At 70.8% G+C, this 19,596-nt stretch carries 17 protein-coding genes and 2 tRNA genes; 12 read left to right on the top strand and 7 right to left on the bottom strand.

Translation table 11 applies throughout. The features are described from left to right. Positions 1-85: 85 nt before the first annotated feature. The 4 genes from ACIBR0_RS05645 to ACIBR0_RS05630 all read left to right on the top strand — a co-directional run bounded on the left by ACIBR0_RS05645 (position 86) and on the right by ACIBR0_RS05630 (position 5,899). Positions 86-176, top strand: a tRNA-Ser gene (locus ACIBR0_RS05645). Positions 177-212: 36 nt separating this feature from the next. Beyond that, positions 213-285, top strand: a tRNA-Arg gene (locus tag ACIBR0_RS05640). 524 nt (positions 286-809) lie between these two features. After that, positions 810-2,420, top strand: a complete 1,611-nt coding sequence (locus tag ACIBR0_RS05635) for a LamG domain-containing protein (RefSeq protein WP_396712864.1) — start codon at positions 810-812, stop codon at positions 2,418-2,420. Positions 2,421-2,899: 479 nt separating this feature from the next. After that, positions 2,900-5,899: a glycosyl hydrolase family 65 protein gene (locus ACIBR0_RS05630; protein WP_396712863.1), complete on the top strand. Its 3,000-nt coding sequence runs from the start codon at positions 2,900-2,902 to the stop codon at positions 5,897-5,899. An 11-nt stretch (positions 5,900-5,910) separates the two neighbouring features. Here ACIBR0_RS05630 and ACIBR0_RS05625 read toward each other — a convergent pair whose 3' ends face one another. Continuing rightward, positions 5,911-6,165 (bottom strand): SHOCT domain-containing protein, encoded by a 255-nt coding sequence (locus tag ACIBR0_RS05625; protein WP_396712862.1) that lies wholly within the window; start codon positions 6,163-6,165, stop codon positions 5,911-5,913. A gap of 33 nt (positions 6,166-6,198) precedes the next feature. Next, positions 6,199-6,420 (bottom strand): SHOCT domain-containing protein, encoded by a 222-nt coding sequence (locus ACIBR0_RS05620; RefSeq protein WP_396712861.1) that lies wholly within the window; start codon positions 6,418-6,420, stop codon positions 6,199-6,201. 561 nt (positions 6,421-6,981) lie between these two features. Between ACIBR0_RS05620 and ACIBR0_RS05615 the strand changes: the two genes are divergently transcribed. After that, entirely contained in the window at positions 6,982-7,527 is a 546-nt protein-coding gene (locus ACIBR0_RS05615) for a C39 family peptidase (protein WP_396712860.1), read from the top strand. Between the two features lie 60 nt (positions 7,528-7,587). Here the strand turns inward: ACIBR0_RS05615 and ACIBR0_RS05610 are convergent, their stop codons facing one another. From ACIBR0_RS05610 to ACIBR0_RS05600, 3 genes are read right to left on the bottom strand one after another with little or no spacing between them, the layout of a single operon-like run. Then, entirely contained in the window at positions 7,588-8,697 is a 1,110-nt protein-coding gene (locus ACIBR0_RS05610) for a sensor histidine kinase (RefSeq protein ID WP_396712859.1), read from the bottom strand. Further along, positions 8,694-9,386, bottom strand: coding sequence for a response regulator (locus ACIBR0_RS05605; RefSeq protein ID WP_396712858.1), 693 nt, complete (start codon positions 9,384-9,386; stop codon positions 8,694-8,696). The genes ACIBR0_RS05610 and ACIBR0_RS05605 overlap by 4 nt, the downstream gene beginning before the upstream one ends. Before the next feature lie 26 nt (positions 9,387-9,412). Further along, positions 9,413-10,351 carry a F510_1955 family glycosylhydrolase gene (locus ACIBR0_RS05600; protein ID WP_396712857.1) on the bottom strand — a complete coding sequence of 313 codons (939 nt, stop codon included), beginning with the start codon at positions 10,349-10,351 and terminating at the stop codon, positions 9,413-9,415. A gap of 212 nt (positions 10,352-10,563) precedes the next feature. On the opposite strand from ACIBR0_RS05600, the gene ACIBR0_RS05595 reads away from it, so the two are divergent. Together ACIBR0_RS05595 and ACIBR0_RS05590 are read left to right on the top strand one after the other, a co-directional pair. Further along, complete coding sequence (locus ACIBR0_RS05595; protein WP_396712856.1) at positions 10,564-12,090, top strand: multicopper oxidase family protein; 1,527 nt, start codon at positions 10,564-10,566, stop codon at positions 12,088-12,090. Between the two features lie 268 nt (positions 12,091-12,358). Next, complete coding sequence (locus ACIBR0_RS05590; protein WP_396712855.1) at positions 12,359-13,273, top strand: LysR family transcriptional regulator; 915 nt, start codon at positions 12,359-12,361, stop codon at positions 13,271-13,273. Positions 13,274-13,288: 15 nt separating this feature from the next. Here ACIBR0_RS05590 and ACIBR0_RS05585 read toward each other — a convergent pair whose 3' ends face one another. Next, complete coding sequence (locus ACIBR0_RS05585) at positions 13,289-13,633, bottom strand: STAS domain-containing protein (RefSeq protein WP_396712854.1); 345 nt, start codon at positions 13,631-13,633, stop codon at positions 13,289-13,291. A gap of 99 nt (positions 13,634-13,732) precedes the next feature. Next, positions 13,733-14,212 (bottom strand): STAS domain-containing protein, encoded by a 480-nt coding sequence (locus ACIBR0_RS05580; RefSeq protein WP_396712853.1) that lies wholly within the window; start codon positions 14,210-14,212, stop codon positions 13,733-13,735. Between the two features lie 371 nt (positions 14,213-14,583). Here ACIBR0_RS05580 and ACIBR0_RS05575 point away from each other — a divergent pair, with 371 nt between their 5' ends. From ACIBR0_RS05575 to ACIBR0_RS05555, 5 genes are all read left to right on the top strand, one after another. Further along, entirely contained in the window at positions 14,584-15,117 is a 534-nt protein-coding gene (locus ACIBR0_RS05575) for an HPP family protein (RefSeq protein ID WP_396712852.1), read from the top strand. Further along, entirely contained in the window at positions 15,110-17,545 is a 2,436-nt protein-coding gene (locus ACIBR0_RS05570) for a molybdopterin oxidoreductase family protein (RefSeq protein WP_396712851.1), read from the top strand. The genes ACIBR0_RS05575 and ACIBR0_RS05570 overlap by 8 nt, the downstream gene beginning before the upstream one ends. 3 nt (positions 17,546-17,548) lie before the next feature. Beyond that, positions 17,549-18,007, top strand: coding sequence for a hypothetical protein (locus ACIBR0_RS05565; protein ID WP_396712850.1), 459 nt, complete (start codon positions 17,549-17,551; stop codon positions 18,005-18,007). A gap of 262 nt (positions 18,008-18,269) precedes the next feature. Then, on the top strand, positions 18,270-18,983 hold the full coding sequence (locus ACIBR0_RS05560) for a GAF and ANTAR domain-containing protein (RefSeq protein WP_396712849.1): 714 nt from the start codon (positions 18,270-18,272) through the stop codon (positions 18,981-18,983). A gap of 102 nt (positions 18,984-19,085) precedes the next feature. Then, entirely contained in the window at positions 19,086-19,493 is a 408-nt protein-coding gene (locus ACIBR0_RS05555) for a four-helix bundle copper-binding protein (RefSeq protein WP_396712848.1), read from the top strand. Positions 19,494-19,596: the final 103 nt, after the last annotated feature.

Raw genomic sequence — 19,596 nt, 5'->3', positions numbered from 1 at the left:
TCCGGTCCAGCGGAGGCGGGAAGTCGTTTTGCTCCCGGTGGGTGGGGACCTGTATCCTCGGGCGCGGTGGTCTGCGGGCCACCGAGGAGACTTCGCCTAGTCTGGTCTATGGCGCCGCACTGCTAATGCGGTTGGGGTCTTAAAGCCCCTCCCGGGTTCGAATCCCGGAGTCTCCGCGCGAAAGCCGGGTGTGTAGACTGGCTGAGCACCGAGCGCCCGTAGCTCAATGGATAGAGCATCTGACTACGGATCAGAAGGTTAGGGGTTCGAGTCCCTTCGGGCGCACATAGCAGGGATAAGCCCTCGACCAGCCGAAACGGCGGGGTTGGGGGCTTTTTCGTGTCCGCCAGAATCAGCCTTGAGCGGCGGTGGGAGCCAAGCTGGGAGCCACCGAGTTCCTCACTGCCCGAACAGCGCACGGGACATGGCCGCCGCAGCAGAACGGCGGTCGCCTTCCATCAGGTGCCCGTAGACATCCCCTCGCCGGACACCACAAGGGCTACCGGCCTCCCCGGACGGGGCCAAGGTCGTTCGGCTGGTGAGGCGCTCCACCTTGTCCCCGTCCGGGGAGGCCGGAAGGTCTACGACTGCCCGACGAGGAGATCCGCCTAGCCCGCTTTCGATGCCCACCCGGGAGGGTCACGGCTAGATCCCCGCTGTTGGTGAGGCCGGTGTACGGCCATCAATGCAGGTGGACCGAATAGCGGGTAGCGGTCCGCCGGCCGTCCTGTGACACTGTCCCGGCGACTCGGCTAGATGATCGTCATTCCTAGCCGGTCCCCTCCAACGATCTTCACGGGGAAGGTTCGATGACTACCCACAGCTCCTCCTTCTGCCCTGCCCAGGGCCCTGCCCGCAAGGCCGCGCTGCGCCTGGCCGTGGCCTTCACCGCCGCGCTGCTACCCCTTGCCGCAGCCACCACGGCGGACGCAAAGCCCCGCGCCACCACCCTCGACCGGCCGTCCCCGGCGACGGCGATGTGGGGGTTGGAGGCATATCCGGGGATAACCCAGGCGCAGGGACTCGCCGACGGGCAGCCGGCGCTCGGCGGCGACACCCCGCTGACCGGCTCGGGCATCTCCTGGCAGGACGACGCCCGGTTTGTCGGTGGCCAGACGGTGGCCTTCGACGGCACCTCGTCGTCCCTGTCGGCGTCACCCTCGGCCCTGAACACCGCCGGGACCTTCTCTCTCGCTGCCTGGGTGCGGCTCACCGACACGTCCGTCAGCCGGGTCTTCGCCAGCAAGGCCAGCGCCGGCCAGGCCACCCTCTCGGTCGGCTACGACAAGACCAGCAACCGGTGGCAGGTCCAGATGCCGTCGAAGACCGGCAAGGGCGGCAAGGTGTCCATCGCTCGGTCGACCTCGGCGCCCCAGATCGGGCTCTGGACGCACCTGGCGGTCGTGCACGATGCCACCGCACGGACGCTCACCCTGTGGGTGGACGGAGTGGCGGAGGCGACGGTGGGCAACGTGACCGCAGTCGACGACCCGTCCGGCGAGGTCCGGCTGGGCCGCGGCGACACTACCTGGTGGCATGGCAACCTGGCCAACGTCCGGGCGTACGACCGGGTGCTGGTCGGCAAGGACTTCACCGGCTGGCTCGCCTCCGATCCCGATTCCGGAGGGTTCAACGAGCCGGGTCTGCTGCAGCCATGGCAGGTCGGGGGATGGAACTTCGAGGCGGCGATCCCGTGCTACGAGGAGGACCTCGACCCGACCCTCTGCTCTGCACCTGACTTCACCGCCTTCGGACGCCAGCTCGCCCTCACCCAGGGCGCTTTCATCGCGTCCGACGACCAGGGCAGCAGCGTCCTGGCGCTCGACGGCACCCACTGGATCGACGATCCGTCTGACCCGCACTACGGCGAGGCGACCCGGGAGTACGCCCGCACCCAGGCCAACCTGGGCGAGCCGCAGAACCCGGTGTGGCAGGACGGGCCCGTGCTCCGCACCGATCAGTCGTTCACGGTCTCGACCTGGGTGCGTCTGGACCCGGCTCAGGGGGCGCAGACGGTCCTGTCGCAGGACGATGTGGACCGTAGCGCCTTCCGCGTTGCCTACGAGCCGAACAACGGTGGCCAGTGGGTGTTCGCAGTGGCTGCCGGGGCTGACGACGCCGCCACTACCTACGCGACCGTATCGGCGACTGCCGTCGACCAGTGGCATCACCTCGTGGCGGTGCTCGACGCCACGCACCGGCAGGCGCGGCTCTACGTGGACGGGACGGCGGCTGGGGTGGTCGGACTGAACGCCGCCTGGCAGCCCCGACAGGCGCCGGGTGCCCTCCTGGTCGGCCGGTCGACCACACCCGCAGGACCGGACGGATGGCTGTACGGACAGGTCGATGACCTCGGCGTGTACCAGGGCGTGCTGAGCGAGGCGGACGTGCAGCGCCTCTTCACCGAGCAGGCCCTCTGAACCGACGCCTGACGACCCACGCCGGGCCTGGCGCGGAGCGCTCCCTCTGGGCCGCGTTCCGTGCCAGGCCAGCGGCGACCAGGGTCCTCCAGGGGACAGGTTGGGAGCCAGACGTGGGAGCCACCGGGGCGAACTGAGCCGGACGAGACCGAACCGATCGAGTTGCGGACGTCGCAAGGACCAGGGCGAGTCGAACGTTGCCGAACGGTGGCGGCCTGCTCTTGGGAATCTACGGATCAGAAGGTTAGGGGTTCGAGTCCCTTCGGGCGACAAGACCATAAAAGGCTTGACCCGCGGCAACGCGGGTCAAGCCTTTTATGTTGTCCGGCCGGTGTGGACGGGGGTGTCACGTGGGTGCGATGTGGGTGCCGCCCCGGGTGACGAGTTCTTCTCGCGCTTGGTGGCCTTGACCTGCGCATCGGTGCCCGGTTTCGGGGTACGCGCACCGGATGTTCGGTTGCGCCCCTCGAGCGTTGTACGTGAGCAGCGGCGGCGAGCCCTGGCAGGTCCCGCCGGCGATGGTTCGTCTGCCGCTCGAACGGCTCGACGCGGTGCTGTTTGACCTTGACGTGGTGCTGCGGGACGGGGCTGCGGACGCGGTGGCCTTCCCGGACACGGTCGAGTTGGTCGAGTGCCTTCGTGAGCTCGGGTTGTCCACGGCCTTGGTGGTTCCGCACCGACGCTGCCGGGAGGCACTGAGGGCTGGCGGGCTTGAGGGACTGTTCACCGCTGTCGTCGACGCTGACGACAAGGAACAGACGGGGGCCGCCTGCCCAGAGCCGGCCACACTTCTGCTCGCAGCCGGGACACTGACGGTGCATCCCGCGCGGGCCGCGGTCGTCAACGCCACGACGGCGGGTGTGCTGGCCGCCTGTAAAGCGGGGTTCGGACTTGTCGTCGGCCTCGACCGCGACGGCGGGGTCGCGGCCGAGCTGCGCCGGCACGGCGCGGACTGGGTACTCACGGGCCTGGATGCCGTTGGCGTCGACGAGGACGCGGCGCGGCACCGGTGGTGGCAGACCCGTCAGACGACCGAGGCGAGCGTGGGAAACGCCGGTTGGCTGCTGGACTACGCCGGTGTGGATCCGGACGGCGAGGGGATCCGGGAAACGCTGTCCACGATCGGTAACGGCTACCTGGCCACCCGTGGAGCCGCCCCGGAGACCGATGCCGGGCCGGTCCACTATCCGGGCACCTACGCCGCCGGCGTGTTCAACCGGCTGCGCACCCGCGTCCACGGCCACTTCCACGAGGACGAGAGCCTGGTCAACCTGCCCAACTGGCTGGTGCTGCGATGGGGCGCCGACCAGGACCGGTCGGTGGACCCCGACGGGCCGGGGATCAGCGAGTACCGGCAGACCCTGGACCTTCGCGCCGGCGTTCTCCACCGCCGCTACCGGTACGTCGACGGCGACGGCCGGGCGACGACCGTCGTGTCGACGATCCTGGTGTCGATGGCCGCGCCGCACCTCGCCGCCGTGCACGCGACCTTCGTCCCGGAGAACTGGTCAGGCACGCTGCACGTGTGTTCGGCCATCGACGGACACGTCGCCAACCGTCAGGTCGCCGAGTACGCGCCCCTGGCCGGCCAGCACCTGCACCCCGAGGGGCAGGGACACGACGACCCGGTCGGGCTGTGGTTGCGTGTCCGGACGAACCAGTCCAGGATCGACGTCGCGTTGGCCGTGCGTACCCGGGTGCTGGTGCCCGACGCGCAGGTCGCCGCGCAACGCCAGGTCGACATGACCACCGGGCGACCCGCGGAGACCTACGCGGTTCCCGTCCGAGAGGGCCAGCCGGTGCGGGTGGAAAAGACGGTGGCCTGCTACACCTCACGGGATCGGGCGATAACCGAACCGGCCACGGCCGCCCGGCAGGCGGTGGCAGGGGCGGGCTCGTTCGACTGTCTCCTCACCGCCCATGTGCACGCCTGGCGGCGGCTGTGGGAACGCAGCCACGTCGAACTGCGTACCAACGGTGGCACGCCGGCGTTTGCGCTGAACCTGCACACCTATCACCTGCTCACCGCCACCTCGCCGAACCTGGCCGATCTGGACGCGGGCGTCGGGGCGCGGGGCCTGCACGGGGAGGGCTACCGGGGTCACGTCTTCTGGGACGAGGTGTTCGTGCATCGCGTGCTCGTGCTGCACCTGCCCGAGGTCAGCCGCGCCCTGCTGCTCTACCGGTGGCGACGGCTGGACGCTGCCCGGCTCGCCGCGGCGGCAGTGGGACGCACGGGTGCGATGTTCCCGTGGCAGTCGGGCAGCGACGGCCGGGACGAGACCCCGACGGAGCTGTTCAACACGCGCAACAACCGGTGGATGCCGGACCATTCGGCGCTTCAGCGGCACATCGGCCTGGCGATCGCCTACTCCGTGTGGCAGTACTACCAGGCCACCGGTGATCTGGACTTCCTGCGTTCGTACGGTGCGGAACTGATGGTGGAGATCGCCCGCTTCTTCGCCGACCTGGCCCAGGAGAATCCCGCCACCGGACGGTACGAGATCACCGGGGTGATGGGCCCGGACGAGTTCCACGACGGCTACCCCGACACCGACACGCCGGGGCTCGCCAACAACGCCTACACCAACGTGATGACCGTGTGGCTGCTGCACCGTGTCCTGGAGGTGGTCGACCTGCTCGGCTGTCACGACGGCGGCAATCTGGCCGAGGCGCTCCGCGTCGGGGTGGAGGAACTGGCCCGCTGGCGGGACGTCACCACCCGCATGTACGTGCCGTTCCACGGCCAGCAGATCATCAGCCAGTTCGAGGGGTACGCCGACCTACGCGAGTTCGACCTTCCCGGCTACACCGCCCGTTACGGCAACATCGGTCGCCTCGATCTCATCCTCGCCGTCGAGGGCGACTCACCCAACCGTTACCAGATCGGCAAGCAGGCCGACGTGCTCATGCTGCTCCACCTGCTATCCGCCGAAGAGTTGCGCGAGCTGCTCGCCGGTCTCGGCTACCGGTGGCCGCGGCAGGCACTGCGCCGCACGGTGGAGTACTACGTCGAGCGAATCAGCCACGGATCCACCCTCTGCCGCGTCGTGTACGCCTGGGTGCAGGCGCGCACCGACCGCGCCGCCTCCTGGCGGTTCTTCACCGAGGCGCTGTCCGCCGACATCAGCGACACCCAGGGCGGCACCACGCGCGAGGGCATCCACCTGGGCGCCATGGCCGGCACCCTGGACCTGGCGGAACGCGGCTACCTCGGCCTGGAGACCCGCCAGGACGCCCTGTGGCTCAACCCGCGGCTGCCGCAGGAGATGGTCAGCCTTCACACGCTGCTCACCTACCGCGGCCACCAACTGCATCTCACCGTCACCCAGCACGACCTCACGCTGGCCGCGTCACCCTGCAACGTCCTACCGGTCACCGTACGCGTCGCGGGTCACCCCCTGACGACCGTCAGCAGTGGGCAGACGATCACGGTCCCCTTGAAGCCGGCACCGCACAGCCGAAATCCGCGGTCCTGATGGTGCTCAGCTCATCTCGCTGCACCACCCCGGATGACGGCCAGTCGGCTCTCGTACTCGCTCTTGTCGATCTCACCCCGAGCGAACCGCTCGGCGAGGATCCGCTCCGGGCTCGCGACGCTTCCCTCGGCGCCGCCGTGCCGACCTGAAACGGCGTAGCGGACGAGAAAAACGATGCCGGCGATCAGCAGCCCCCAGAAGAGGAGCATGCCGACAATCATCGTGGCGTATCCCCAGCCGCCCATGTGACCGTCGTTCCAGGGCATGTCGTCCTCGATTTCTCTGCCGACGGTCTGCGCCTACTCCAGCGACTGCCGGCGTTGGCGGTACTCCTCGTCGTTGATGTCGCCGCGCGCGTAGCGTTCATCGAGGATCCGGCGGGCGGAGGCCGGTTCACCGGTGTGTCCTCCCGGCCAGCGCGAGAACGCTCGTACGGCGAGCACGACGAGTGCCACCAGGCCGGCCAGGATCAGGATGGGCCAGATGATCATCCAGCCCGCCATCGTGCCGTCCCACATCATCGGACGCCTCCATGACCTCGCGGCTTGTCCGTCACACTCGCGACGTTACGAGAATTTCGCGCCTGCCGCCCGACCGTCACGAAAAGGCGCGGGGGAGGGGCAGGCGGACTGGGCGAAAGCCGCCCCGGTGGCGTCTTCGGGGAACATCGTCCGATAAGTCAGAACAGCCCGGCCGGAATGTCCCGTTGACCGGGGAGGTTGAAACGGGGACCTGACGGGGCTCCCGTGCTCGCCCCATGGACAGGCGGCCGGCGGAATGCGGGTCCTCCCGACGTCGTTACATCTCCAGTACCTCGGTGAGTGCGACTCCCGCGGTTTTCTGGCAGGGGTTCTCCCCGGTTGAAATCGCATCAGTGGTGCGCCCTCTTGTATGTCGCGTGCCGCTCACCCCCGGATGAGAGGCAAATTCCCATGACTACGTTCACTCGTTGGCTTCCTGAGAATCTGACCACCGGGATTGTTCGCAAGAGTGCTCTCGGTGTCGCCGGTCTGGCGTTCGCCGGTGGTCTCGTCGCCGGCCCGGCCGTCGCGGCCGAAGCGGCGCCGCAGGCGAGCGCGCCGGTGAGCGCTGCGCAGGCCGACAAGGTTAGGGACGGCGCGGACAAGCGCGTGGGCGACTACGCGTTCGAGGCTCAGCCGAACTTCTACTACTGCGGGCCGGCGTCGACGCGGATCGCGCTGAGCGCGCAGGGTGAGGTCCCGAGCCAGGACGAGCTGGCGGAGAAGCTGGGCACCACCGAGGCCGGCACTCCGTCGGCCTTCGACATCACCCGTGTGCTGAACGAGGAACTCGGGGCCGAGGTCTACCAGACCGGTGAACTGCCGACCGAGTCGGTCACGCCGGATCAGGTGGAGCGGATGAAGGCCGACCTGAAGGCCGCCGTCGACGACGAGCGGGTCGCGGTGGTCAACGTCATCGGCGCCGGCACCGACCTCGACGGTGTCGAGCGGTCGTTCCCGGGTCACTACCTGACCGTGGTCGCCTACGAGGGTGCCGGCGAGAAGGTGAAGATCGCCGACCCGTGGCAGCCGGTGGGTGACGGCACCTACTGGATGGACGTCGAGGAGCTGGCGAACTGGGCCGCCTCGCGCGGTTACTCCGCCTGACCCGACCGGGCACCACCGAAGCGGCCCCGGGCGCAGTTCGCCAGGGGCCGCTTCGTCTGGTCATACCTGCGCCTGTCCTGCCGGTGGCAGCACCACCCTGAACATCGCGCCACCGCCCGGGGCGTTCTCCGCCCGTACCCGTCCGCCGTGGGCGCTGACCACGGCTCGCACGATGGCGAGCCCGATCCCGGACCCGCCGTTGTCCCGGTCCCGGGCGGTGTCGACCCGGTAGAAGCGTTCGAAGACGTGCGGCAGGTGCTCCGCCGGGATACCGGGACCGGTGTCGACCACCGCCAGCTCCACGTTTCTGGCACCGCCCGTAACGCGTACCGTGACGGTTCCGCCCTCGGGCGTGTGCCGTAGCGCGTTGTCCAGCAGGTTGCCGAGCACCTGCCCCATCCGCTGCGGGTCGACGTCGACGTGTGACGACGGGCGGACGTCGCTTCGCAGCATCACACCCTTGCCGGCGTAGCGGGGCCGCGCCGCGGCCACGGCATCCCGGACCAGGTCCGCCGGCGGCGTCCGTACCCGGTGCAGGTCGAGCTGATGCATCTGGGCGCGGGAGACCGCGGCGATGTCGTCGGCGAGGCGGTGCAGCCGCGCGGTCTGCGTCCGCAGCACCGACTGGAGGTCCTCGTCATCGACGGCGACGCTGTCCTCAGCGGCCTCCAGGTAGGCCTCGATGGTGGCGAGCGGGGTACGCAGTTCGTGGCCGAGGTCGGCGAGCAGCCGTCGCCGGGTCGCCTCGACGGTCTCCAGGCGTCCGGCCAGGGTGTTGAAGGAGTCGGTGAGGGTCCTGAGCTCGTTCCCGAGGCCGGGGTCGGCCATGCGGACGTCGTAGTGCCCGTCGGCGAGGCTGGCCGACGCGAGCGCGAAGTGAGTGACCGGGCTGGCGATTCGCCGTGTCGCGTACGCGCTGGCCGCCAGCGCCGCGACCAGCGCGGCGAGCAGGCCGACACCGAGCGCGAGCGCGTTCGCCGAGGCGTACGCCTGCTCGACGTGCCAGCGCGCCTCGGCGCTGACCTCCCCGCCGACCCGCCCGAGGTGTTCGTGGAAGATCCGGGGACCCACCGCGACGGCGACCAGCGCCAGGGTCAGCCCGCCCACGGCGAGCACGAGCACCTGCGCGGCGAAGAGCCGCACCGCGAGGTTGACGCGCCGGAGGTTCACGACTGCGGTCCCATCCGGTAGCCGATGCCCCGCACCGTGCGGATGAACCGGGGGCGGGCGGGGTCGTCGTCGAGCTTGCGGCGCAGATGCCCGATGTGCACGTCGACCAGGTGCTCGTCGCCCACCCACCCGTCCCCCCACACCGCGGTGATCAGCTGGGCGCGGCTCAGCGCGACGTTCGGCCGGGCGGAAAGAACCGCCAGTAGATCGAACTCGGTGCGGGTGAGCGGCACGGCCGCCCCGTCCAGGCGAGCCTCCCGGGCGGGTACGTCGACTTCCAGCGGACCGAACCGGCGCGGCAGGGTCTCCGGCCGGGCGCGCCGCTCCCGCGGGCGACGCTGCATCGCTGCGACGCGGGCGACGAGTTCCCGGGGGCTGAACGGCTTCGTGAGGTAGTCGTCCGCCCCGACTCCGAGTCCGGTCAGCTTGTCGACCTCCTCGGTGCGGGCGGTCAACATGATGACGTAGCAGTCGCTGAACGTCCGCAGCCGCCGGCACACCTCCACGCCGTCGAGGCCGGGCAGCATCAGGTCCAGTACGACGACGTCGGGCTCGTCCTCCCGAGCGGCCTCCAGCGCCGCCGGGCCGTCGAAGACGCAGCGCACCTGGTAGCCGTCGCGCTCGAGGTAGCTCGCGACGACCTTGGCGAGGCTCCGTTCGTCGTCGACGACCAGCACCCGTCCACTCATGTCCTGATTCCTACCGGACGCGCTCCTCACTCCGGCGCATACCGGTCGGTCCAGGTGGCACCGCCGTCGGTGCTGGCGACGACCCGGTCACCGGCGAGCGCCGCGAAGAGGGTGCCCTCCTGCACGGCGATGCTGTACGGCTGACCCGGTACCGCCGCGCGCCGCTGCCACTGCTGCCCGCCGTCGGTCGACGACCAGACCGCTCCGTCCCCGGCGACCGCCCACACGCCGGTGCGGTCCCAGGTCAGCAGGCCGACGGCGGGGGCGCCGGGCACCGGCTGCCAGCTGCGGCCGCCGTCGGTGGAGCGCTGCAGGCCGTCGCGTCCGACGGCGAGGATGGTCTCGCCGTCGGTCGGGCTGACCGCGAACCCGCCGATCGCCGTCCGGGAACGTCGCTCCCAGGTCCGCTGGTCGGCGCTGACCATGAACGCGCCGTCGGTCGAGTTGTAGCCGTAGACCGAGCCGTGGGCGACCTGGAGTCCGTGGAAGTCCGCCGCACCGGAGAGCGACTTCTCCCGCCAGGTCGCCCCACCGTCGGTGGACTCGATCAGGCCCACGTTGGCCGGGCCGTGCTCGGAATGGCCGGAGGCCAGGAAATGCCCGGGGCCGACCACGGTAAAGCCCATCAGGTCCAGGTCGTCCTTCGAGACGCGTACGGCGGTGTGCGGGTCGTCGACGCGGAACAGTCCGACGTGCGTGGCGACGTGCAGGGCGCCGCTGTCCGGGTCGACCGCGATCCCGTGGACGTGCCCGAATCCCTCGTGCCCGGCGCCAGCCGTGGTGTGGTCGTCCGGAGATCCCTGACCGCGCAGGGCGAACACCACCACGGCGGCGATGAGGGCCAGCGCGGCCAGGGCCGCGATGACGATCTTCCGCGTCGGTGCGGCCGGCGCACCGCGGCCCTGCGTCTTGCGCCCGGACCCGGACCTGCTGCGCGGTCGCGTCGGCTGCGACGTCCTGCTCATCGGCTACGTCCACTTCCTCGTCGTCGATCGACCTGCCCGGTGGGGAGTCCCCGGTGCGGGTTCAGGGTTGCCTCTCGTCCCTACCAACCATGGCTCGAAGCCGCCGGAACGCCCCCTTCTGGGGCCATGAAGATTCTCTGAAGAAGGGGCCCGGCCCCTACTCGCCGGGCCGGCGGTTGATCACGCTGGAGACGGACACCGAAGGAGTCTCCATGTCACCGCTGCTCACCCGCCGCCACCTGATCGCCGGGATCGCCGGGGCTGCCGGTCTCGCCGGCACCGCCGGGGTCGTCGCCGTCGCCGCCGACCGCAACACCCCGGAACTGGTCGACCCCCACGCCGAGGCCGTCCGCCGCGCCGAACTGGCCCGGCGCCGCCCCGGCGCCGCGACCGTCCGCGCCACCCTCACCCCCCGCCCGGTCACTCTGGATCTCGGTGGTGTGACGGTCGACACCTGGGGGTACGCCGAGGCCGCCCCCGGCCCGCTGATCAGGGCGAAGGCCGGTGACCTGCTCCGCGTCGACGTGGTCAACGACCTGCCTGCGCACACCAGCGTGCACTGGCACGGCATCGCGCTGCGCAACGACATGGACGGCGTTCCCGGGGTCACCCAGGACCCGATCGCCGCGGGCGGGCGTTTCACGTACGAGTTCACCGTGCCCGACCCGGGAACCTACTTCTACCACCCGCACTCCGGGGTACAACTCGACCGGGCGCTCCACGGCGTCCTGATCGTGGACGACCCGAACGACGCGGGCCGCTACGACCAGGAGTGGATCGTCGTCCTGGACGACTGGGTCGACGGCACCGGGCGCACCCCGGACGACGTCCTGGCCTCCCTCGGCGGGGATATGGGCGGCATGCACGGCGGGCACGGCATGCCCGGCATGAACCACGGAAGTGGGATGCCGATGGGCGACGGCGGAATGGAGACCATGATGTCGCCGCTGCTCGGCGGCGCGGGCGACGTCGACTACCCGCACTACCTGATCAACGGTCGGGTGCCGGCCGCCCCCGTCACGCTCACCGCCCGGCCCCGCCAGCGGGTACGCATCCGGCTGGTCAACGCCGCCTCCGACACCGCTTTCCGGGTGGCGTTGGGCGGGCACCGGCTCACCGTGACCCACACCGACGGGTTCCCGGTCGTCCCGGACGTCACCGACGCACTGGTCGTCGGCATGGGGGAGCGGGTCGACGTCGAGGTCGTCGTCGCCGACGGGGTGTTCCCTCTGGTCGCGGTCGCCGAGGGCAAGACGGGGCAGGCGCTCGCGGTGGTCCGGACCGGAGGCGGCGGGCCACCGTCATCCCAGGTACGCCCGGCCGAACTCGACCGCCGCGTCATCCTCACCAACCAGCTGCGGGCCGCCAGCAGCGTACGGCTGCCGCAGCGCGCACCGGACCGGACCCACGAGCTGGTCCTCGGCGGCGGCATGATGCCCTACCGCTGGACCATCAACGGCAAGACCTTCATCGACGCCGAGCCGCTCCTGGTGCGGGAGGGCGAGCGGGTACGGCTGCGGATGGTCAACAAGACGATGATGTTCCACCCCATGCACGTGCACGGGCACACCTTCGCCCTCCGCGACGGCGGCCCCCGTAAGGACACCGTCATCGTCACCCCGCACCAGAGCGTCACCGTCGAGCTCGACGCCGACAACCCCGGACAGTGGATGACCCACTGCCACAACATCTACCACGCCGAGACCGGCATGATGATCAACCTCGCGTACCAGTCGTGAGCTTCCCGGACACGTGACCGGCTGGCCACCGTCGTCGGCCCGTCTACCGTTCTTGCGCTGTGGCGTCCGGGAGGTCCGTCCGCCGGGCGTCGGTGAGGTGGCGTGAGCCGGCGGGGATAGCACCGAGATCCGAACGACACGTGACGGCACGTCCGCTTCCTCATCGTCAGCGGCGGGGTTCGCAGGCATACGAGGTCAACCAGCCAGCCCGCGAGTAGCCACGACCGGTCTAGGATCGTTGATCCAGAGTCAACGAACGGGACGGGTCATGCTGGAGCGGTACGAGATCGAGACCTTCCTGACCCTCGCCGATGAGCTGCACTTCGGCCGCACCGCGGAGAAGCTCGGCGTCACCACCGGCCGGATAAGTCACGTGATCAAGAAGCTGGAACGCCGCATCGGCGCTGCCCTGTTCGAGCGCACCAGCCGCGTCGTGCGCCTCACCCCGATCGGCCGCCGGCTCGCCGACGATCTCGCACCCGTCGTGGCCGGCATGGCCGAGGCCGTACGCCGGGCCGTCGACGCCGGCCGCGGCGTCACCGGGCACCTGCGGGTTGCGTTCCTCGGTGAGTGGACCGCGCCCACGCTGCTCAAAGCCGTCAGCCTGTTCTCCCGCCGGCACCCCGACTGCGAGGTCAGCGTGCACGAGGTGCAGCTGTACAACTCGCGGTCCAGCCTGGCCGACGGCTCGGTCGACATCCTGCTCGCCTCGTACCCGTTCGACGGGATGGCCAACGGCCCGGCACTGCTCTGGGAAAGCCGGGTGCTGGCCGTCTCGACCGCGCATCCGCTGGCCGACGCCGTCTCGGTCTCCCTGGAGGCGCTCGGCGACCATCCCGTCGTCCAGTACCCGGCGGTGACCTCGGCGGCGTTCAAACGCGACCGCACCCCGGAGCGGACACCGTCCGGTCGGCCGGTGCCCAAGGGCCCGACCGGCAACACGTTCTCCGAGATGCTCACCCTCGTCGCCATGAACAAGGGTGTGCTCCCCGTGGGCGAGCACAGCCGCCGCTACTACCCGCGGCCCGACCTCAGCTACGTCCCCATCCACGACGCGCCACCGATCGAACGGGGGTTGGTCTGGCTGCAGACCAACACCACCAACCGAGTACGCGAGTTCGTCCGCGCCGCCACCGAGGCGAACGCGGACCACGGCCCGTCGATCAAGGCCGCCGCGGGCTGAGTCACCCGGACCGCTTCAGGAGCATGACTGATTCATGGCGGACGCGCTTCCGTACAGGACGTCGTCGGCGCCGGTGATGTGCAGGACCCGCGCGGTCACCCCGTGGGCGCCGCAGACGTGGAGGTGGTGTCCGGCGCGGGCCGCCGCGTGAGCCGCCTGAAGCAGGACGCTCACCCCGGCAGCACAGCAGAAGGTGACGCCGCTCAGGTCGCAGCAGACCTCATGATGACGCTGGACGGCGGCGGTAAGTGACGCCCTCAACACGGGAGCCGTCTCGAGGTCGATCTCACCGGTGGGGCGGAGGACATGGACGTCATCGCCAGGTGGCCGGCGGTTGTCCGTCGCTGATGGGTGGTGCATCACGTGCCAGCCTCTCGTTCCGGAGGTGAGGGCACGTGGCTTGACCCACGTACGAGCGTAGACCCCGATCAGTGGAACAACCAACCGTTGTCGCGACGGTCATGCCATCTGCGTCGGTCTCCGCCCTGCCTGCCACGGGTAACCGTCAGCCGTCGGCACGCGTGGGCGCGGCGAGAGACGGCCGAGCGGGTCCACCCCGTGATGACCCAGGGCCGAGGCGGCGGTGCTGCCGTCCCAGCTCATCGTCGTGCCGGTTGCCGTCAGCAGGTGGGTGACGCAGGGAGCGGGATCGTGCAGGGTCAGCGGGACTCTGGCGCGGGTGGCGGCGTCGTGGGTTCGGAGCAGGGCACTGACGCCGTGGGCGCTGAAGAAGGTCACCCGGGACAGGTCCAGGACGAGGTGTGCGGGACGTCGGGCGATCGCGTGTTCGGCGAGCTCGTTGACGAGATGGGCGTTGCTCATGTCGACCTCGCCACGCACGGTGATCAGGGTCGCCGGTCCTTCGCTGTCCAGGGCCAGTGTCATGATCGGCTTGGCGGATCGCGCGGGGTGCGGGGTGGCCTGGTTGACGGTGGACATGCGCGCCTCCCGATGGTGGATCGGTCGATCGGGGTCCGGCCGGGGCAGCGAGGTGCGGCCGGCGGATCTGGGCGCGTGTCTTGACCCACCGACCACCGTACCCACGAGGCGGTTCCTGACACGCCGAGCGACTCCCTCGCCCGGCCCTGAGACGGCGAGACTCGACTGATCACGGTCAGCCGAGGAACCCGAACCGGTTCTGTCCGTCCGGTTCGGCGTGCCGGCTCCGGGTACCGCCCCATCCTGGGAGGGGCGAGCCACCGAGGGCTTCGACGACCCGCTGTGACGGTTCACAGGTGTGACGGTCGGGATCCGGGAGAACTACCACTGAGCGACCCGATGGGGGTGGAGAGCGAGGCAAGGGGGCGGGCATGGGGCAGGTTCGGCAGTCGGCGCACGCCTTCGCCGGCAGCGCGCTGGCGGTGGTGGTCGCCGGGGTGGTCGCGCTCGTCACGCACCAGCCGTGGCTGTTTCCCAGCCTGGGGCCCGCGGTGATGCTGCACGTGGAGAAGCCCCACTCGCCGGAGTCGTCGCCCCGGAACACGCTCATCGGGCACGGCGTGGCCCTGCTGGCCGGCTACGGGTTCCTGGTGGCCTGCGGGCTGGCCGACGACCCCTCGGTGTTGCAGGAGGGGGTGGACGTGCCGCGGATCGTCGTGGCGGCCGGGTCACTGGCGGTGACCGCGCTGGTGCTGGCGCTGCTGCGGGCGTCGCATCCGCCGGCGGGCGCGACCACGCTGATCGTGAGCCTGGGCCTGCTGACCACACCGACCCAGTTGCTCGTCGCGGCCGGGGCGGTCGTGCTGGTCACGGTCGTCGACTGGCTGTACGGGCGGGTGTCGGGCCGGCCGATGCCGTTGTGGGCGGCACCTGAGCAGTCGTCGGAGGGAGCGCGTCGTGGTTGACCGGATCGCCGACCCGTGGGGTGAGCGGACCCCGTACGGGCCGGGGCAGCCGTGGCCGGTGCGGGTGGACCGTTACCTGGGCGACGGACGTACCGATGCCGACGTGGACCGGTGGGTGCAGTCGGCGTCGGTGCTGCACTCCAACGGCGACGCGCTGGACATCGCGGTCGCCGACGGGCGGATCGTCGGGGTACGCGGCCGGGCGGTGGACCGGATCAACCGCGGTCGTGTCGACCCGAAGGATCTGTACGGCTGGCAGGCCAACCACAGCCGGGACCGGCTGACCCGACCGCTGGTCCGGGACGGTGACCGCCTGGTCGAGACGGACTGGGACACCGCGATGGGCCGTGTCGTGGCCCGGTCGAAGGAACTCCTCGACGGGCCGGGCGGGTGGGGGCACTTCGGCTTCTACACCTCCGGCCAGCTGTTCCTGGAGGATTACTACACGCTCGGCGTGATCGGCAAGGCCGGGTTGGGCACACCGCACATGGACGGCAACACCCGCCTCTGCACCGCCACCGCGGCGGCGGCGATGAAGGCGAGCTTCGGCACCGACGGCCAGCCCGGCTCGTACACCGACGTGGACCACTGCGACGCGATCGCGCTGTGGGGCCACAACGTCGCGGAGACGCAGACGGTGCTGTGGATGCGGATGCTGGACCGGCGGCGCGGCCCGAACCCACCGGCCATGCTCGCCGTGGACCCGCGGGCCACCCCGGTCGCCCGGGAGGCCGACCTGCACCTCGCCGTCCGCAACGGCACCAACATGGCCCTGATGAACGGCCTGCTCCGCGAGATCATCCGGCGCGGCTGGTACGACCGCGACTACGTCGACGCGCACACCCTGGGCTTCGAGGAGCTGTGCCGGATCGTCGACGGCTACCCGCCGCGCCGGGTCGCCGACATCTGTGACGTGCCGGCGGCTGACGTGGAGCGCGCCGCCGAACTGCTCGGCACCTCGCAGCGGCTGCTGTCGACCGTGCTGCAGGGCTTCTACCAGTCCAACCAGGCCACCGCCGCCGCCTGCGGCGTCAACAACCTGCACCTGGTCCGGGGCATGATCGGCCGCCCCGGTGCCGGGATCTACCAGATGAACGGCCAGCCCACCGCGCAGAACACCCGGGAGACCGGCGCCGACGGCGACCTGCCCGGCCTGCGCAACTGGGAGAACACCGCCCACATCGAAGACCTGGCCCGGCTGTGGAACGTCGACGTGGACACCATCCCGCACTGGGCGCCGCCGACGCACGCCATGCAGATCTTCCGGTACGCCGAGCAGGGCTCGATCAAGCTGCTCTGGATCACCGCCACCAACCCGGCGGTGTCCCTGCCGGAGCTGTCCCGGATCCGGCGGATCCTGGCGAAGCCGGAGCTGTTCGTGGTGGTGCAGGACCTGTTCCTGACCGAGACCGCCGAGTTGGCCGACGTGGTGCTGCCCGCCGCGACCTGGGGGGAGAAGACGGGCACGTTCACCAGCGTCGACCGTACGGTGCACATCTCCGACAAGGCCGTCGACCCACCCGGCGAGGCGAAGCCCGACCTCGACATCTTCCTCGACTACGCCCGCCGGATGGACTTCCGTGACCGGGACGGCGACCCGCTGATCCCGTGGACCGGGCCGGAGGAGGTGTTCGAGGACTGGAAGGAGTGCTCGCGGGGCAGGCCGTGCGACTACACCGGCATCACGTACGACAGGCTGCGCGGCGGCTCCGGCATCCAGTGGCCCTGCACCGACGAGCACCCCGACGGCACCGAGCGCCTCTACACCGACGGGCACTTCAACACCGACCCGGACTACTGCGAGACGTACGGCCACGACCTGGCCACCGGGGCGGAGTTCACCGAGCCGGAGTACCGCGCCAAGGAGCCGCGCGGGCGGGCGTTCCTGCACACCGTCGACTACCAGCCCTCACCCGAGGTACCCGACGACGACCACCCGATGCTGCTCACCACCGGCCGTACCGTCTACCAGTTCCACACCCGCACCAAGACCGGCCGCGCGCCCCAGCTGAACCGGGCGGCGCCGGACGTGTGGGTGGAACTCAACGCGGACGACGCGGCCCGGCTCGGCATCGCCGAGGGCGACCTGGTCGGCGTCTCGTCCCCGCGCGGCGGAATCCAGGCCCGCGCGCGGATCAGCGGCATCCGTCCGGGCGTCGTCTTCGTGCCGTTCCACTACGGCTACTTCGACCAGGATCCGGCCGACCGCACTCCCCGGGCGGCGAACGAGTTGACCATCACCGCGTGGGACCCGGTCTCCAAGCAGCCCCTCTTCAAGGTCGCCGCCGTCGCGGTGGCGAAACTCGCCGACAGCGGCGGCGTACCCGCTCCGGCGCCGACGGTCGGCGGCAGTGCGCCGCCCCCGGACGCCGGCGTGCCGCCCACCGTCGGCGGACCGGCCGCCCGGGCCACCAGCGAAAAGGAGTGAGCCGTGCACCTCGCCCACTACCTCGGTCTCCTCCACCGCGCGCAGGTCAACCTCGCTGACGCGTTCCGGCAGGTCGCCGACGCCCACGCGGAGGAACCCGACATCCATCACCTCTGCCAGCAGCAGGCGCGGCGCTGCGACGCGCACGCCGAACAGCTGCACCCGTTCGCCGCCCGCTACTCCGAGGACGCCCCCGTCGAACCCGACCGGCTGCACTCGCAACTGTTCACCGGCACCCGCACCGGCGGCATCGGCCTCCTGCGTGACCTGCAGGACCTGTACCTGATGGCCGCCGAGTGCGACATCGCCTGGACCGTCGTCGGCCAGGCCGCCTACGGCGCCCGCGACGAGGACCTGCTCGCGGTCGTGCGGCGCTGCGAGGGGGAGACGGCGATCCAGCTCAAGTGGCTGCGTACGCGGATGAAGGCCGCCGCACCCCAGGCGCTCGTCGTCGCCGAGTGAGGGGAAGAAACACCGCCCAGCGCAGCAGCACCGGGCCCGCGTCGATCCGGTGACGTGGAGGCGCCCGTCGGCGGGAGGGTATCGTGGCGTGCCTGTAGCCCACATCCGCCGTATCGGGTGTGGCGAATCGGCGTCGGGCAGCGGCGTTGGTCCCGGCTCCGCCACGGTGGGTCCGTGCAGCGGCCCGCGACGCGCGGGCTGCCATCCGCACGCTCACCCCTTTCCGGTTCTGCGGGCGTGCCGGTCATGAGGACCTGGTGCCATGACCCGACCGCCCACGGACCCCGCTGACGCGTTCGCCGAACTCGGCCGCATCAAGCTCGGTGAGGCCGACCTCGACGATGTCCTGCAGCGCGTCGCCGAACTGACCAGACGCGTCCTGCCCGTACCGGTGGAGGTGTCGGTCACGCTGGTCCGCGACGGCATCGGACACACCGCGGCGTTCACCGACGACGTGGCCCGCGACATGGACGAGCGGCAGTACGCGCAGGGACGCGGACCTTGCCTGGACGCCGCCGCCAGCGGCGACGTCATGTCCGTGCCCGATCTCACCGCCGAGGACCGGTGGCCGGACTGGGCCGAACGCGGGGCGAAGGTGGGGGTGGCCAGCTCGGTCTCGATCGGTCTGCCCATCCAGGAGGCGGTGGTCGGAGCGCTCAACGTCTACGCCCGCACCCCGCACGCCTTCGACGAGGACACGGTCGCGGTCCTGCAGACCTTCGCCGCGTACGCCGCCGTGGCCCTGGCCAACGCGCATCTCTACGACAGCACCGCCGCCCTGGCCCGGCAGATGCAGGAGGCGATGGCCAGCCGGGCGGTGATCGAGCAGGCCAAGGGCATCATCATGGCCCAGCGCCGCTGCACCCCCGCCGAGGCGTTCGCGGTCCTGGCCAAGGTGTCGCAGGACTCCAACCGCAAGGTCCGCGACGTGGCCCAGGCCCTGGTCGACCGGGCAGCCAGGACAACCAGGCACTGACCGCGGCCGGTGGGCTGGAGGCAGGCTTCTTCCGGTGTCACCCGGTGTGTGTTGGGACTCTTCGGGTAGGGCAGAGGGAACACGGAGAGGAAGGACTTCCTGATGCCGAGCACCACGATGCCGATGCTGGAGACGTACCCGAAGTCGATCAACCTGGACCGCGCGAAGCTCGCGGCGGCGATCGACGCCCTCAACGACTGCGCCCAGGCCTGCACCGCGTGTGCGGACGCCTGCCTGAGCGAGGACATGGTCGCCGAGCTGACCAAGTGCGTCCGGACGAACCTGGACTGCGCCGACATCTGCGCGACCACGGCCCGGGTGCTGTCCCGCCACACCGGCTACGACGCGAACATCAGCCGTACCCTGCTGGAGGCGTGCGCCACGGCCTGCAAGTCGTGCGGGGACGAGTGTGCCGGGCACGCCGACAAGCACGAGCACTGCCGGATCTGCGCCGACGCCTGCCGCGCCTGCGAGCGGGCCTGCCGGGACCTGCTGGCGACGATCAGCTGAACCGGGAGCGGGGGGGGGGGGGGGGCCCCCCCCGGGGGGGGGGCCCCCCCCCCCCCCCCCGCCCGCGGGGGGGGGGGGGGGGGGGGGGGGGGCGCGCCCCCCA

Origin of the sequence: Micromonospora sp. NPDC049497 (assembly GCF_044465805.1) — a bacterium.
Taxonomy (GTDB): domain Bacteria; phylum Actinomycetota; class Actinomycetes; order Mycobacteriales; family Micromonosporaceae; genus Micromonospora.
Note: the sequence above shows the minus strand (reverse complement) of the source record. Positions and strands in the feature narration are given on the sequence as shown.

Excerpts from the sequence above, each read along its gene's own strand:
- ACIBR0_RS05575 (WP_396712852.1), top strand. The coding sequence starts at position 14,584 with ATGGGGCAGGTTCGGCAGTCGGCGCACGCCTTCGCCGGCAGCGCGCTG.
- ACIBR0_RS05595 (WP_396712856.1), top strand. The coding sequence starts at position 10,564 with ATGTCACCGCTGCTCACCCGCCGCCACCTGATCGCCGGGATCGCCGGG.
- ACIBR0_RS05605 (WP_396712858.1), bottom strand. The coding sequence starts at position 9,386 with ATGAGTGGACGGGTGCTGGTCGTCGACGACGAACGGAGCCTCGCCAAG.
- ACIBR0_RS05585 (WP_396712854.1), bottom strand. The coding sequence starts at position 13,633 with ATGCACCACCCATCAGCGACGGACAACCGCCGGCCACCTGGCGATGAC.
- ACIBR0_RS05590 (WP_396712855.1), top strand. The coding sequence starts at position 12,359 with ATGCTGGAGCGGTACGAGATCGAGACCTTCCTGACCCTCGCCGATGAG.
- ACIBR0_RS05625 (WP_396712862.1), bottom strand. The coding sequence starts at position 6,165 with ATGCCCTGGAACGACGGTCACATGGGCGGCTGGGGATACGCCACGATG.
- ACIBR0_RS05635 (WP_396712864.1), top strand. The coding sequence starts at position 810 with ATGACTACCCACAGCTCCTCCTTCTGCCCTGCCCAGGGCCCTGCCCGC.
- ACIBR0_RS05555 (WP_396712848.1), top strand. The coding sequence starts at position 19,086 with ATGCCGAGCACCACGATGCCGATGCTGGAGACGTACCCGAAGTCGATC.
- ACIBR0_RS05600 (WP_396712857.1), bottom strand. The coding sequence starts at position 10,351 with ATGAGCAGGACGTCGCAGCCGACGCGACCGCGCAGCAGGTCCGGGTCC.
- ACIBR0_RS05560 (WP_396712849.1), top strand. The coding sequence starts at position 18,270 with ATGACCCGACCGCCCACGGACCCCGCTGACGCGTTCGCCGAACTCGGC.
- ACIBR0_RS05580 (WP_396712853.1), bottom strand. The coding sequence starts at position 14,212 with ATGTCCACCGTCAACCAGGCCACCCCGCACCCCGCGCGATCCGCCAAG.
- ACIBR0_RS05620 (WP_396712861.1), bottom strand. The coding sequence starts at position 6,420 with ATGATGTGGGACGGCACGATGGCGGGCTGGATGATCATCTGGCCCATC.